At 61.1% G+C, this 15,410-nt stretch carries 10 protein-coding genes; 7 read left to right on the forward strand and 3 right to left on the reverse strand.

The genetic code is table 11. From position 1 onward, the window contains the following. Positions 1-67 precede the first annotated feature (67 nt). From AC3WWH_RS18005 to AC3WWH_RS18025, 5 genes are all read left to right on the forward strand, one after another. A complete protein-coding gene (locus AC3WWH_RS18005; RefSeq protein WP_440636251.1) occupies positions 68-1,540 on the forward strand; it encodes a DUF6212 domain-containing protein in 1,473 nt (490 codons plus the stop codon). Then, positions 1,527-4,208, forward strand: a complete 2,682-nt coding sequence (locus AC3WWH_RS18010; protein WP_492377133.1) for a glycosyltransferase — start codon at positions 1,527-1,529, stop codon at positions 4,206-4,208. Before AC3WWH_RS18005 ends, AC3WWH_RS18010 begins: the two co-directional genes overlap by 14 nt. Before the next feature lie 38 nt (positions 4,209-4,246). Further along, positions 4,247-5,425: a polysaccharide pyruvyl transferase family protein gene (locus AC3WWH_RS18015; protein WP_492377134.1), complete on the forward strand. Its 1,179-nt coding sequence runs from the start codon at positions 4,247-4,249 to the stop codon at positions 5,423-5,425. Between the two features lie 152 nt (positions 5,426-5,577). Beyond that, positions 5,578-6,750 (forward strand): polysaccharide pyruvyl transferase family protein, encoded by a 1,173-nt coding sequence (locus AC3WWH_RS18020; protein WP_492377135.1) that lies wholly within the window; start codon positions 5,578-5,580, stop codon positions 6,748-6,750. Positions 6,751-6,781: 31 nt separating this feature from the next. Continuing rightward, entirely contained in the window at positions 6,782-7,870 is a 1,089-nt protein-coding gene (locus AC3WWH_RS18025) for a glycoside hydrolase (protein ID WP_492377165.1), read from the forward strand. A gap of 47 nt (positions 7,871-7,917) precedes the next feature. Here the strand turns inward: AC3WWH_RS18025 and AC3WWH_RS18030 are convergent, their stop codons facing one another. Continuing rightward, positions 7,918-8,160 (reverse strand): hypothetical protein, encoded by a 243-nt coding sequence (locus tag AC3WWH_RS18030; RefSeq protein ID WP_492377136.1) that lies wholly within the window; start codon positions 8,158-8,160, stop codon positions 7,918-7,920. A 356-nt stretch (positions 8,161-8,516) separates the two neighbouring features. Here AC3WWH_RS18030 and AC3WWH_RS18035 point away from each other — a divergent pair, with 356 nt between their 5' ends. After that, positions 8,517-9,971: a TrkH family potassium uptake protein gene (locus AC3WWH_RS18035; protein WP_058320950.1), complete on the forward strand. Its 1,455-nt coding sequence runs from the start codon at positions 8,517-8,519 to the stop codon at positions 9,969-9,971. Positions 9,972-10,573: 602 nt separating this feature from the next. Here the strand turns inward: AC3WWH_RS18035 and AC3WWH_RS18040 are convergent. After that, a complete protein-coding gene (locus tag AC3WWH_RS18040) occupies positions 10,574-11,485 on the reverse strand; it encodes a LysR substrate-binding domain-containing protein (RefSeq protein ID WP_058320949.1) in 912 nt (303 codons plus the stop codon). Between the two features lie 104 nt (positions 11,486-11,589). Here AC3WWH_RS18040 and AC3WWH_RS18045 point away from each other — a divergent pair, with 104 nt between their 5' ends. Then, the gene (locus tag AC3WWH_RS18045; protein WP_197417249.1) at positions 11,590-12,738 is read left to right on the forward strand and encodes an acyl-CoA dehydrogenase family protein; all 1,149 of its coding nucleotides are present in this window, start codon (positions 11,590-11,592) and stop codon (positions 12,736-12,738) included. Between the two features lie 281 nt (positions 12,739-13,019). Here the strand turns inward: AC3WWH_RS18045 and AC3WWH_RS18050 are convergent, their stop codons facing one another. Next, entirely contained in the window at positions 13,020-15,386 is a 2,367-nt protein-coding gene (locus tag AC3WWH_RS18050; protein ID WP_492377137.1) for a polysaccharide biosynthesis tyrosine autokinase, read from the reverse strand. Positions 15,387-15,410 lie beyond the last annotated feature (24 nt).

A 15,410-nucleotide genomic window follows, 5' to 3' on the forward strand; every position in this document is an offset into this window, starting at 1 on the left:
TTTCGTTTCGGCGAATTCAACTTCAGAGGGAACTTGTTCATATTGAAGGTGGCGCGTGCAAGAGTTGATGTCTTCTGGCGTGAGGTATTCGCAAACGAAGCGAAAGCTGGTGGTGGCATCTGATCATGACAGGGCGAGTGTCGAAGGTAGCGGCATCGAGCACCTGGTTCATTTCCTTCCCAAGGGCGATCGGGCCCAAACCACTCTCGAAAACGTATTCCCGCTGATCGGGCTTGCCTTCTCAAAAGAGGGTGAGGAGGATCTTGCGGAACGGCTCGTGTCCTTGCGTGCGCTTGGCACCGTACCGGATTTCCCGGTCAAGCGGTTGAGTGCACACACGGCGGCAGAAAGTGCCGTAATCATTCAGGCGCTGGTCGACGGCGGTGTCGGGCGTCTTGCGCGGTTTTCGAGTGCGATCACTTCGGAGCTCGCGCTATTGCGCCGCGAGCGCGAAACGCTGCTCGAGAATTATCGTGCGCTCGAAGACGCCTTCCAGGCGCGCAACTGGGAGCCGGTCACCGAGGTCTTTGCGCACGATCCCTATGTCGACCCCAAGGACGAAGGCATCGGTCATCTGATTGCCAATGCTTTCGTCGAGCAGCTCCTGCCGGTGTCCAGCCATGGCGTGGCAGGCATCGCGCTACACTTCAATTCCGTTCCGAGAGACGGTGGCGAACTGGTCGTCGTCCTGAGTTATGTCGAAAGCGGCGAAGGCGTGGCCGAATGGTCCGTGCCATTTTCACAGCTGGTGCCTACCTGGAACTTCTTCGCCTTACCGCGCACATGCGGAGGCGGAGCGAGGACGTTGCGGGTGAGGGTGTCGACGACGGGCTCGGAAACCATCGGTCTTTCGCTCGGCTACCCCATTGCCAGCGAGCACTACACCGCGCGCTCTGAAACGCGTCATGCCGACCTCGATCTGCGTCCGCTCGCGTTCCGCATCTATACGGGCCTTCCCGGCGTCAAGCCAACGCGCATGCCCAACATGATTGCGCCAACGGCTCTGCTCGACGGTCACTTCATCGAGGATTACCGGCTGTCGGTGGATCTCTTGAGCCAGATCGTCGACGTTTCGGTCACGCCGGTGGTTCCGGAGTTCCAGACCGTGCGCTACCTCGAGCACGAACACGCAGTCGTCTGCCACCCGCTGCCGAGCGGCGTGTCGGCCGGTGCCATCGGTCGGGCGGTCGAGCCCGGAACCATATCGTTCTCCGCAAGTGCCATCGTCGATCATCCGAAGGGGGCGCCTGCCGCCGTCAGCTTCCTGCTCGCGCCAGCCAATTCGAACGCGCGCTCGGAAGTTGCCGAACTCGCCCGCAAGGGCTCGGTCAAGCCTTCGGCCTTTTTCAGCGGCTGGCGCGAGGTCACGAACCAGCAGCCGATTAATATCAATTTCCAATTGGACGAGCCGGTGCGCCATCCCATGGATCTGGTGATCCTCAGCCGCGCGGTCACCGACTCCGTCGATTTTTCCTGGCTCAAGGTGTCGGGCTTCCGGATGGTAAAGCAGTCGGGTGGTGCATCTCATGTCCAGCAATAGCGATCCACGCGATCTGATCGCGATTGCCATGCCGCTCTACGGGCACGCGGCGTTGGCACTCGAGGCAATCGAGTCCGCACTGGCTTCGGCGCTTTCGGATTGCCGGATCGCCATCGTCGTCTCGGTCGATGGTGACCCACGGCACGAGACCTTCGATCAACTGCTGTTGTTTTCTGCGGCTCATCCGGACATCCACGTGGTCTTCGGCCGCAATGCGGGGCCGGGCGGCGCGCGCAATCGCGCCATCGACTATGTGCTTGAAAACCTGTCTGAAGCGAAGGCCGTCTATTTTCTCGACGCCGACAATCGCGTTCTGCCGGGCACGATCGAAACCCTTTACAGCCAACTGCGTGAGAGCGGCGCCGGGTGGGTCTACACCAATATCGATACCTTCTCGGTGAGCTGGCGGGCGCACTACGGCAACCACTATTCCAGGCTGGTTCACTGCATCACCGACAACATCTGCGATACCGGCTCGATGATCTCCATCGATGTCTTCCGGGAGGGAGTTCGTTTCAACGACGACCGGCAGAACGGTTTCGAGGACTGGGAATTCTGGCTTTCCTGCGTGGAACACGGCTTCGTCGGCACGCCTTGCCACGAGGCGACCTTTGAATACCGCCTGCGGGCGGAAAGCCGGTTCAAGGAAGCCAACCGCGACCGTTCGGCGTCCGTAAGCTTCCTCAGGAAGCGCCACAGAGCCCTGTTCCAGCGGCCGATGCTCGTCGACTTCGAGCACGAGGAGTGCCCGCGCTATCTCTTCGCGCGCACAGAAGACGCGGCGATCTCGTTCTTCACCGACCCGACCAAGCAGCCGAAGCGGCTGCGCCTCGACGATATCATTCCGGCCTTCTGGGCAAATACCGGTGAGCCGGACAACGTGCACTTTCCGCCATTCGTGATGGCTGGCAGCGGGGCGACGATCGATTTGCTCTTGCGCTCGCGCATGTTGCCGAACGTGCTTTGCCACCTGGAGCGGCTGAGCGAGAAGGCGAATGTTGTCTTCGTCCATCTCGGCAATGACGCCACGCAGCGCAAGATCGAGCCGACGTTCCTCGATGCCGGATCCGAGCATCTCGGCCAGCCGGATCTCATCTTCATTTCAACGGCGCTTTTACGCGATGTCATCCGCAACAACGCGCTCGACTGGTTCGCCTCGATCGGCAGCCAGCAAGTCTGGCCGACGTCGGCGGTCCTCAATGTGCGGTTCCCGTTCCCAAGGGCTCTGCCGCGCCGGACGCTCATCACGCCGCAACAGGTCATGATCAACTGCGTCAACGCGATTGCCACGAGCCCGCTGCGCCGCACCGCCGGGCGCCGCTGGACGTGGCGCCCGCCGCGGCTCATGCCCTATTCCGATCTGCATAAAGCCTTGCGCACGGAAATCGGCGGTTCGCCGGTGCTGCCGCTCGGACACAGCGAGGCCGGAAAGAAAACGGCAGCACTCCTCGTGCCGAACGCCTCCTTCGGTGGCGCCGAGAAGGTGATCTATGCTGCGTCCCGCGAACTGCGGGCCGCCGGCTATGAGACGCACCTGTTCGTGCTCGGCACCAGCCGGATGGACGTGATCGATGAATTCGATGCGAGCTTCGATTACGTGCATTTCTGGGATCAGGGCATTCCGGCCTGGGGCGGCTCCGGCTCGTTCCTGGGACACGACTTCATCGCCGAACATCATGAGGTCGATTGGGGCGCATTGAAGGGCCAGCTTTCTGGCTTCGATCTGGTCATCAACAACCACGTCATGGCGATGCACCCGCTGATCGCCCGACTGCGTTCCGAAGGTACGCGCACAGCCTGCTATCTGCATGTCGTCGACAACACGCCGTTCAAGCGCCCGGCCGGCCAGCCTTTCGCAGCGATCGCGCACGAGCATTGCTACGACGCCTTCCTGACCTGCTCGGAACAGCTCAAGTTCTATCTGCACAGCTTCGGCGTACCGCTTGAAAAGATATTTGCGGTTCCGAACGGCGCAAGCTTCTCGGTCCCGCCGAAGGTGCTTGCGGAGGTGCTGCAGGTGCGGCGGATCGAACGCAAGGACGATCGGTTGAGGCTTCTCTACATGGGCCGCCTCGACCAGCAGAAAGGCATCGACCGGCTCGCCGCGACGATTTCGGAGCTGCGCGCGGCACGTGTGCCGTTCGACGCCCGGGCGATCGGCGGCGAGATCCTGGCTGACGCCAGCTTCTCCTGGACCGACCGGCTGAAAGAGCTCGGCGTCGACGTGCGTCCGCCTGTCTTTGCCAGCCGGGATCTGATCAAGGCGCTCGGCTGGGCCGATGTGCTTGTCATGCCGTCGCGCTGGGAAGGTGCGCCCTTGATGATCGCAGAAGCGCAGCAGCTCGGCTGTGTTCCAATCGCGACCGCCGTCGGCGCAGTCGACGAGCTCATCGTTGATCGTGAGGACGGCATCCTGATCAACGCCCCCTCCGACCCGCAGGTGGTGCGAGACATGGTGAAGGCGATCACCGAGGTTGCCCGTGACCGCAACCTGCTTGCCCCAATCATGGAAGGCTGCCTCAGAACGGCGGCGCGCCGGGCCTGGCCAAACTCTTTCGCGGAGTTCCTTGGCTGGTGTGACGGCTCCGTGAACAATTCATCTCTTTCGCGCGCCAAGGTTATTCGTGCGCGTGAGACATCTAATACCGGCGTTGCAGCAGCAGTTTGAGCGCGCCGGGCGACTTTTCAACTAGAAGGGACTTACGCATGCGTCCAAGAATCCTCCTGACGGGCATTCCTGGCCATTACACGCGCCTCGCCAATGGCGCGAATGGCCTGTCGGTTTCCTATTCGGAACGGCAGAAACAGCCCGAATCCAAGGACGAGTTTCTTCAGGAGCTTCGCAACATCAGCAACACCGGCAACTATCTGATCGGTGAGGGAGCTCTACGTGCGATCGCGCCGCATGCCAAGCAGATCCCGTTCTGGCATCTCTACAACAGCCACAAGAACGGCAGCGGGTTTGACGAGTTCAACAACAACTTCGACATCTGCGTCTTCACCTGCGCAAATCTCCTGCGCAAGGGGCTGTCGGCGGATGCTGAAGCCGATGTCCTGAGCAAGCTCAAGATGCCGATCGTCATGCTCGGCATCGGCCATCAGAACCGCAAGGATCTGGAAACGGGCCTGCCGGAGGGAACGAAGCGTCTGCTCGACGTGCTCAAGGACCGCGAACACTATTTCCTGACCCGCGGCTATGAGACGGCTGGTTACCTGAAGGACCAGGGCTTCAAGTACGTTCGACCGACTGGCTGCCCCTCGGTCTACTTCGCGCCGAACAACATGCGCGCGTCGATGAAGAAGCTGCCGAGCGTCAAGATCGGCCAGGCAAAGACGATCTTTTCGGGTTATCTCGGCGCCAATCACGATTGCATCGTCGATGCAATCGCGCTGAACCCCGAGGGAGCCAAGCCGCAATATGTTATCCAGGATGAGTTCCTGCACTTCGACATGAAGGTCGAGCCGGATGCCGATGGCAGAGTTTTTGACTCCTGCTCTGGAAAGATGCTCGGCGATCTCGCCTTTCCGGGCGCTGAGCGCCAAAAGGTCCCGTTCGACGTGCGCACCTTCTTCGATACCAACCAGTGGCGCGCCTGGGCCTCGCATATGGACTTCAACTTCGGCCGGCGGTTCCACGGCTCGATCATCGCCATGCAGGCGGGCGTACCGAGCCTGATGGTGGCAGTTGACGACCGGATGCGCGAAATGCTGGGCTTTACCGGCCTGCCATCGGTCGAGGTGCAGGAACTCGAAAAAGCCGAAAACCGCGCGGAATTCGTCGCCAGCCATCTGGCCGGGTTGAACGCATCCGAACTCGTCGACCGCTACTCCGATCGCGAACGCAATTTCCGCACGGCGCTGCGCGAAATCGGCATCGGCCAATAAATCGCTGACGCCTCGGGTGCGTTCTGCCCGAGGCACGAATGCGATCGATTTCACAATGTTCGGGCGGGATGAGGAAGACCCCACACACATCTCCTCATCCCGCACTTGCTCTTCGTCAACTCTGTCGGCCAGCCGATTAATCAGGTGTATCGATGCGTATCCTGCTCACCGGAATCCCTTCTTATCTCCAGCGTACCGTCTCGCGTGTTTCCGGTGCGACGGTCCTTCACAAGCCTTACTTCGACGATATCCGAAGCAAGAAGGAACTGATCGATCAGGTCAAAAAGATCGCCAACACCGGTAACTACCTGATCGGCGAGGGCGCAGCTTACGCCTTGCGCGGACATGACGTGACCTATGTGCCCTTCTGGCACCTGGTCAACAGCCGCGGCGCCAACGATGTCTATGATGCCCTGAACAAGGAATTCGACATGTGCGTGTTCGCCTCGGCGAACCTGTTGCGCCCGGGATACTCCGCCGATCTCGAAGCCGATGTCTTCGAGAAACTGAAGATGCCCGTGCTGGTGATGGGCATCGGTATCCAGAAGCGGGACGGGCTCAAGGAGAACCTGCCGGCCGGCACATTGCGGTTCCTCGAGGTGTTGAAGCAGAAGGAGAGCTTCTTCCTCACCCGTGGCTATTTCACCGCGGAGTTCCTGAGGGCCGAGGGCATGAAGTTCGTCAAGCCGACCGGCTGCCCTTCGCTCTTCTTCGCACCGAACGAGATGCGACGCTCGCTGACGTCTCTTGCTAATGCGGACCTGGCATCGGCCCAGAAGCTCGCGCTCGGCGGTTATCTCGGTAGCGTCGCCGATACGATCGTCGATGCCCATGCGCTGCTGAAGCCCGATAGCGTCGCAAGCTACGTCATCCAGGACGAGGTCGTTGCCTATAATCTTACGCTACCCGTTGACGACAACGCCCCGGTCTACGACCGCTCGAGCGGACGCATCACCGGCAAGACCGAATACAAGCATCAGGAGAAGTGGCAGAGAGAGAACGAGCTCATGGTGTTTTTCGACACCAACCAGTGGCGCGCCTGGTCGTCGTCGAGAGACCTCTGCATCGGCAGGCGGTTCCATGGCTGCGTCATCGGCATGCAGGCGGGTACGCCGTCGCTCATGATCGCCGTCGACGACCGCATGCGGGAGATGCTCGAATTCATCGGCTTCCCCTATGTCGAGGCGGGTGTGTGGAACCGCGAAAGCGACAAGCGCGCCCACCTCGCCAACTTCCTGTCAAAGATCGATGCCCAGGCCGTCACCGAGCGGTACTCGGCTTGCGAGGCGAACTTCCAAAGTGCGCTCAAACAGGTTGGGATCTAATCGCCTCTTGACGAGAGCAGCGCCATGGGCGCTGCTCCTTGCCGCCCAGCTTTCCCTGGCGGCGATCGTTTTCTCCCTGCCAGCCCTGGCCGAGGACGCTGCTTTTGCGCGCTACGGGGTCAATCGGCTCAATCTCGCCTGGCTCGACCGCGCCGAGCAGGAGCGTGTGCTCAACGAGATCGCCGATAGCGGCGCGACGCACGTGCGCCTTTCTCTGTCGCGACCGGTCGAAAAGAGCATCGACGCGGTCGGCATAGCCAGCCGGCTCGGATTGCATATCCTTCTCGAAATTCAGCTTGCGAACAAAAGCTACTATGCGGATGCGCTACGGCCCCGCAGTGGCCAGGGGCGCATCTGGGACATCAACCGCCTGTCCGATCTGGATCTCGACCGATACCGCTTGGGCCTTCGCGAAGCGCTCACGCGCCTGGATGCTCTCGGTGTTCGCATCGACGCGGTGGAGCCTGGAAACGAGATTAACCTTGCCGGCTACAACGGCGACCTTGCCGTCTATCAGAAGCCCGGTGAGCTGACGCCGCGAACCGTCGCGGATCTCAAGGATCGCGCAGCTTTCGAAGAGGGCCTCGACCGCTACATAGAGGTGCTAAGGATCACCCGTGACGAGGTGCGCAAAAGCGCCAAGAGCAGCGACGCCGCCATTGTCTCCGCCGGGCTCTCTGACATGGGTGCCAAGGAAGCGGACCGGCAAGGCATGGAGCGGCTCGATCCGGCTGAGGTGATAACGCTTCTGCGGGAACGGGGAATGGACAAGCATGTCGATGCTTACGGCATCCACATCTACCCCGCCCGCAAGGATCCGAAAGCGATCACATCCGTCGTCACCAAGCTCCTCGGTTTCTGTGAGCCAACGGAGAGCGGCCGGCCATGCTGGGTGACGGAGTGGGGGATCGCCAACACGGCCCGAACCTGTCCCGTCGATGATCGTCAGCGCGAGGGGGCGATGGCTGCCATGCGTAGCGTCTTTTCCGACTTCGCGAAGACAAAGCGACTGGATGCGGCCTACTACTATGACTGGGATACACAGCAATCTTACCGGCTCTGGCGCTGCGGTACGCTCAGCCCTGCCGGTGCCTTGGCAATCGCCCCGGGTGACAATTGACCCATCCGGCGAGAAGTTCTGCTTGGATCAGCGCCCGGCTGCGTCAGTCAACGGCGCACAGCGCGGCTCGATGCGGGCTCCAAGCCCTTGCCGCGATAGGTGACGGGGATGCTGAGTTCCTCGTGGGTGCGTGCCAGCGTCTCCAGCCAGGTCGCGAGCTCGTCAGGAACCTTTTCTTCGCCGGTCTCCATCGCCTCGATCCACGCCAGGTTGCAATGCAGGGCGCTCGCCAGATTGATCGGCGTCCAACGAAGAACGAGAAGGCATTGGGTGAAACGGGCGGGTGTCATCGGTTGTGCTCAAGGTTGCATGTGGAATGGATGCAGCAGGCTTTACACGCTGAAATAAGTCAAGGTGATGACTTGTCGCGGCCGAAGGGCCTGATCTTTTCGTGAGTTAGAGTTGAATGGGCAAAATGCCGCAGAACGGCTGTGGAAACCGCAGCGTATCGGCGTTTGTCGCGGCTGCTCGTCCCGCCGGCAGTGATGAAACGCGCCGAATGTGAGATAGGAAGCGGGCTCTCGGCCTGCGTCCGATGGACTTGCCGGCAGCGGCGGGTGCGAATCGCCCGACTTTCAGATTGAATGGCGGCCGATCCCAACAGCCGATTCGGGCTTTCGGACAACTGCGCTGGGGCCGTCGACCATTGCATGCATCTCTCTACCAATCCGCTATCAACATCGCCGCGAAGGCAGCCTTCTACCTGTCGCTCACGATGCTTCTTCCGGCGGCGGTGGACCTGTTCTATGGGCATCCGGATTGGCGGATATTTGCTGTGTCGGCCTTCATTACCGGGGGCGTCTCACTTCTGACGATGGCCGCGACGCAGGGCGGCCCTCCGCCCTTCAGCCGCAAGATGGGCTTCCTCGTCGTCAACTTGCTCTGGCTCGTCATCTCGCTTGTAGGCGCGGTGCCTTTCTGGTTCTCGTCGCTGAAACTCGATTTTGCCAAGGCCCTGTTCGAATCCGTCTCGGGCATTACCACAACTGGCTCAACGGTGATCACCGGTCTCGATTTCGCTCCGCCGGGCATTCTGCTCTGGCGCTCGCTGCTGCATTGGCTGGGCGGCATCGGGATCGTGGCGCTCGGGCTCTTTGTCATGCCTTACTTGCGTGTCGGCGGCATGTCCTTCTTCAAGATGGAATCGTCGGATACGACCGAAAAGCCCTTCGCCAGGATCGTCACCTTTACCCGTGCCTTCATCCTCATCTACGTGGTGCTGACCGTCACCTGCGCGATTATCTACTCCTACCTGGGCATGAGCCGCTTTGACGCGCTGAACCATGCAATGTCGACGATCGCGACCGGAGGCTTCGCCACCCACGACGCCTCGCTCGGCTACTTCAAGAGCCTGCCGATCCTGTGGGTCGCTACGTTCTTCATGACCTTGAGCAGCCTGCCTTTTTCGGTGCTCATTCTCTTCATCGTTCGTGGTCGCCTCGATACGCTGAAGGATCCGCAGATCATCGTCTTCCTGTCCTATCTGACCATACTTGCGCTTGCCGCAAGTCTTTATCAGCGCCTTGCCAATGGCGTCACAGCGAGCGATGCGCTTGCGCATGGGTTCTTCACGGTCTCGTCAATCCTGTCGACGACCGGCTTTGCCAGCGATGATTACATGCTGTGGGGGGAGTTCATCGTCGCGCTCGCCTTCGCCGCGACCTTCATGGGCGGTTGCTCCGGCTCGACGGCCGGCGGCATGAAAGCCTACCGCTTCATCATCATTTTCAATTCCATTCGGGCGGGGCTCTTCAAGCTGATCTACCCGAATGCGGTCCACACGGTGCGCTACGGCAAGGGCCTCGTCGATATCGATGTCCAGCGCACGGTCTTCATGTTCTTCACCGCCTATATGTTCATCTGGGCGTTCGGCAGCCTGGCGATGGGCGCCATGGGCTATGATCTCGTCACGGCTGCTTCCGCCGTTGCCACAGCACTCTCCAATGTCGGCGCCGGGCTTGGGCCGATCATCGGGCCGGCCGGCAACTTCTCGACCTTGTCGGATCCGGCCCTTTACCTTCTGTCGGTGATGATGCTGTTTGGCCGTCTCGAAATCCTGACGGTGCTGGTCATCCTGACCCCGCTCTTCTGGAGGGATTGAGCTGCGCGGATGGAACCAGTCGTTGATAGCGCACTTCTCGCGATCGCCGCAGGCATCATCAACGCGTGAGTACGGCGATTGAAACCCGTTACCTAACTACCGGCGTTTCGTATTTCTCTGGCCACGCCGCTGTTTTCTCCGCAGCATTCGGTGGCAATGGCCAAGCAGCGTTGCCGCTCCAACGCAATCGCCTCGGCAATCATCATCGTAGGGTCGCGTTGTCCGCGTGCGAGATGTCTGGCTGAAATGGTCCACGCCGCCGCGGTAATTTCGTCTGGAATCATAACTCGCCTCAAACGTTATTCAACTGAGCGTAGGCGTACTCGCTTTCGTGAAACGTGTGCGTGATCCTAGCTAGTGGTCAGACTCAGACACTTCGAACCCTCAGAGCGGCTCACGCGGGGCGGTTTGCGTAGGGCAGCTTTGCGGACGAACCTGCCGTAGGACGATACGCCGTTCAGACCTACACCGATCATTCACTGGGAACCGACTTGCTGCAGCACAACTGCGGCATTCCTGCCATTCGGGGTCGGCGCGAAGTATCGATTGAGGTCATCTTCTGTGCGTGGGAGCCGGCGCACGCGCATGTTTGACAATCGGCTTCACGCGGAGGCTTGTCGCTGCATCCAGCGAAGCAGGGCTTCCAAGGCCCCGCGCCTCGGGTGCTCGGCCCGATAGACAAAGTAGAAGCCGTAGCCGGGCAGAACGATATCGCTGACTCGCAGAAGACGGCCATCGCGAAGCTCCCGTGCAACGAGCACGTCACTACACAGCCCAAGACCCTGTCCGGCTACGATCGCTTCGATCCCGTGGTGCTCTTCGTGGATTTTCAGTTGCGGTGGCCGGACGGTGCCGCTGATTCGGTAGCCTGCCGCTCGGGCTGCAGTCTCCCAGTGACGCCAAGTGGGCGCACCTACGTCGGTCAGGGGCCAGCCGACCTCGACACGTGGCAGATCGAGGATCGCCTGAGGCTCGATCATGCGGACGCCTCCCTGAAGAATCGACGGCGCCGCAACGACGTGGAAGGTATCGCGAAGTAGCTCCACCGCGACTCCGTCTGTCGGGGATCGCCGCGCATAACGGATCGCAACGTCAACTTCGCCCGTGCGAAGGTTCAGTACCGTATCCGTTCCCACAAGGTCGAGCGTCGATCCCGGCGCTTCCGCTCGCCAGCTTTCCAGGCGCGGCAGCAGCCAGCGCGCGGCGAAGGCGCTGGTTGTCGTCACCCGAAGATGGCCGATCGGGCTGCCAGGGGTAAGGCGCGCAAGCTCGTCCGAGATCGACAGAAAAGCGTCCCGGACAACCGGCAGAAGCTGTGCGCCCGCAGTGGTGAGTTGCAACGGCCTCGGCTGGCGCTGAAAAAGGGGCTGGCCGCAATAGCGTTCCAGTAGCCGTATCTGGTGGCTGACGGCTGTGGGTGTGACGGACAGTTCCTCGGCCGCCTTCCTGAAGCTCAGAAGGCGGGCCGCGGATTCGAAGGCCTGAAGCTCTCGAAGAGGCGGAAGGCGGTGCATGCGTCGAATTCTAGATGAATTGTACTCACCTTGCCCCGAATTCTTTGCTGTTGCCGCGCATCTCATCGAGTCCGATCATTCCGGCATTCTGGAAGGAGATCATCATGCTGGACGGACAATCGGCATCGACCGCTGCAACCATGATCGAAAGGTTCGAACAGATCCGCCCTTTGCTGGCACAGCAATCCGGGCGCTTTGACGCGGATCGAAGGCTGTCGGACGAGGTGTTTGGTGCCTTGAGTGAAACGGGGTTCTTTCGCCTCCTGTTGCCAGCTCAACTGGGCGGATGCGGGCTTTCGCCCCTCGACTTCATGACCGTGGTCGAGCATGCCGCAGCAGTTGATGGAACAATCGGCTGGCTCGTCGGAAACGGAGGCGGCATTTCGCGCGCTGGCGGCTATCTGCCGTTGGACGCCGCACAGAAGGTGTTCGGGAAACCGTCGGCCTTCGTCGCCTCAAGCACAGGCGCGATTGGCAAGGCGGTCCCTGCTAAGGGTGGATACCGCATCACTGGCCGGTGGCCTTTCGCCAGCGGCGCGCCACACGCCACGACCTTTGCCCCGCTTTGTGAAGTGAACGAAGGCAGCGGGCGGATCGTTCTAGCGTTCTTGCCCCGTGAGGCCGTCAATCTGATCGACAACTGGCATGTGTCAGGGATGAGAGGCACCGGAAGCTGGGATTTCGAGGCAGACAACGCGTTCCTGCCAGCCGAATTCGTTTGCGACTTTCAGCCAAATCCTACCCACGCCGGTGTCGTCTATCGCCTTCCGGGCATTTCCGCCTTTGTCTGGACTGTTGCCACAGTGCCGCTTGGGATCGCGAAGGGCGCAATCGACGCGCTCATCTCGTTAAGCTCCGGCCACCGTCGTCAGGGCATGACCGTCCCCGTCGCAGAACGCGAACTGGCTCACGCAGAGATCGGGCGCTGCCTTTCGCAGTGCAGGGCGGCTGGCGCCTACATGCGGTCAGCCATGTCGGACTTGTGCGCGTCCATCGAAAGCGAGGGCTCTGATCTGGTTGCGGCCCGGATCAACTATCGGCTTGCCTGTTCTCACGCCGCTGAAGTCGCAGTGAGCGTCGTACTGCGGGTGAACGATCTGATCGGAGCCCGGGCCCTTGCCGAGTCCCAGCCCTTCGAGAGGCGCGAACGCGACGTTCGCGCGGCGGCCAAACACATCGCCATAAGTGCCGAGCAGTTTGTGATCGGTGGCCGCTACGCTCTTGGCGGCGATATCAGCGGCGCAAGCTTCTAACGATTAGCGCGCGCTGGTCCCGACGTAATCCGCCGCGTCGGTCCGCTGTAGAGCTGCCGGGGCCGGCCGATCTTCGTCGGGTCCGTGATCATCTGTTTTCACTGGCTGATCCAGCCCACCGTCCGTCTGATCGCGAGGATCGCCGTGCAATCATCTTTTTCGGGCTTTCGCTCGACAGTGGATGGCATTCTCAGCCCTGTTGGCCTGCGACCACCCACAGTCAGAGGCCTCGGACCGTTTCCGGTCCGAGGCTTCGTGTCTCGACGCGCAAGGGAACGCGATCAGGCAGCCTCAGTCTTGCGGTAGGTCCCGGCGTTCTCGACGTAGTACTTCTCGAAACGATGGCGATAGTGCTCAGCGCCACCGAAGTCGCTGTACTTCGCCAGTTCGTTCATGTCCGTCTTGTTGAGGATCACGCCAAGGATCTTGCCGTTGATCTGCGGTTCGGAATTGAGCAGATCACGCACCAGACGCGACGGCGTGCGGCCCCACTCTGCAACGTAGATGAAGCCATCGGCGAGCGGCGAAAACGCCTTGCCATCGACCACCGGGGCGAGTGCTGCAAGATCGACAATCACGTAGTCGAACGATTTGCGGGCATTGTCGATAAGGTCGGCCATCGCCTTGGAGGCGAGCAACTCGTGGCTGTCATAGGGCTCGCTCTTCGCCCCGGCTTCCCCGCCAACCGGGAAGATTGCCAGTTTTGTCTTCTGGTCGATCTTGATGCCGGCGGGCCAGGAAGATTCGCCGATCAGCGCCTCGACGAGGCCGGTCTTTGGCGGCGGATTGATCATCTTGCTCAGCCCCGGCTTGCGGATGTCGGCGTCAATCAACAACGTTTTCTTGCCGCTCGCCGCGAGCAGTGCGGCAAAGTTCGCCGCGATGATCGACTTGCCCTCGTCCGGAACGGCAGAAACGATGCCGATCACCCGCGAACCGTTGCCGTGCAACATCCGGTCACAGGCGAGCTTGGCGTTTCGGAAGGTCTCGGCGAAAGACGATCGCGGCGCGTCGAGCACGATGCGACTGACCCGTTCAAACGGCAACGGCTCTGCGGCCTGTGTCGTCGGCTGGGGCGTCTTGCCCTTCATCAACCGCGCGCGAACCCGGTCGGTCGTGGTCAGTTGACGCGGGCCGATCAGCGGAACATAGCCGAAAGACCTGTGCCCGAGGATTGAACGCACGTCGCTTTCGAGCCGGAAGGTCCGCTCGCGGAACTCCTGGAAAGCTGCGAACGCACCGCCTGCCATCATGCCGAGCACCGCCGAAAGTGCCAGAACCAAGGTCTTCTTCGGACTTGAGGGCGAGGTTGGAACACCAGCCGTGGAAATCACCCGGGCCTTGGCGATCGGGAAGGAACGCTGCTGCGAGGCCTGCTCATAGCGGTTCAGGTAGGTCTCGTAGAGGGTCTTCAACGCTGCCGACTTCTGCTCGAGTTCGCGCAGATGCACGAGCGACAGGTTCGCATCGGAGTTGCGGCCCGTTGTGCCTTCGATGTTTTCCCTGAGCGAAGCCTCGCGCGAGCGGGCGACCTCATATTCGTTGCGGTAACTTGCAGTGAGTTGCTCCAGTTCCTGGAAGATCTGCCGGCCGACATCGGACTTTTCCTTGCGCAGCGATACTGCCTGGGGATGGTCGGCGCTGAAGCTTTGCGTCACTTCCTGTTCGCGCTTGCTGACGGCCAGGTAACGGGTACGCAGTTCGCGGATGACGGAGTTGTCGCCCTCCTTGGCGGATATCGTCGCGTTCTTGACCGCAGTTTCAGGCCCCTGGTCGACGATCGCCTGGAACTGCTTGAACCGTGCGGACGCGCTTGCCGTGTCGGCTTGAGCGATGATGAGCTGGCTGTTGAGATCTGCCAGTTGCTGTTCGGACATCAGTTCGCCGCGAGCGAGCGTCAGGCCGTTCTCGCTGCGGTATTTCTCGACCTCGAGCGAAGCCACCTGCGAGCGTTGCCTGAGGTCGGCAAGACGTTCCTGCAGCCAGACGGAGGCGCGCTCCGTCGCGTCGAAATTGGCGTTCAATTGATCGTTGAGATAAGCATCCGCATAGCCGCGCACGATAGCGGCGGCGAGCTGCGGATCGCTGGAACGGTAAGCAAGCGCAACAACGGAGCTTCGGTTTACGCGCTCGACGGCCAGCCCCTGCTGGATGAGCGCGGCCGCCTTCTGACGTCGGCCATTGCGGGCCGCCTCTTCGGAAATATCGGATCCAAACGAAAAGACGCCGGTCACGGATCTCAGCCAGTCCTTGACGGCACCGAAGGGCGAGCGTGGCGGATTGAGGACCGTGTCGTTGTCGTCGAGTTTCATCTTGTCGACGACCCGCAAGGCGAGCTCGCCAGACTTCAGGATCTCGACGGCGCTTGCCATCTGGGTGTCGAGCAGCTGGCTGTTCTGTGGCGTCGCCTGCTCCTCGGCGTATTTCGAGAGGTTCTCGTCGAGCAGGATCTGCGTCATCGACGTATAGAACGACGTCGCGAAAACGAGGTAGACCGCGCCAAGTGCCATGAACAGCACGACGAACGCGCCAACCAGCCCGGCGCGGCGAACGATGACCGAGAAGAGCCGGTCAAGGTCGATGAACCTATCGGGTTCCTCCATTTCCCTCGGCACAACGCTATTGAAGGGGAGACTTCTTTGGTTCATTGGGTCGCTCTGTCCGTTTCCCTT

The organism is Ensifer sp. EB106-03-01-XG145, from assembly GCF_058792075.1.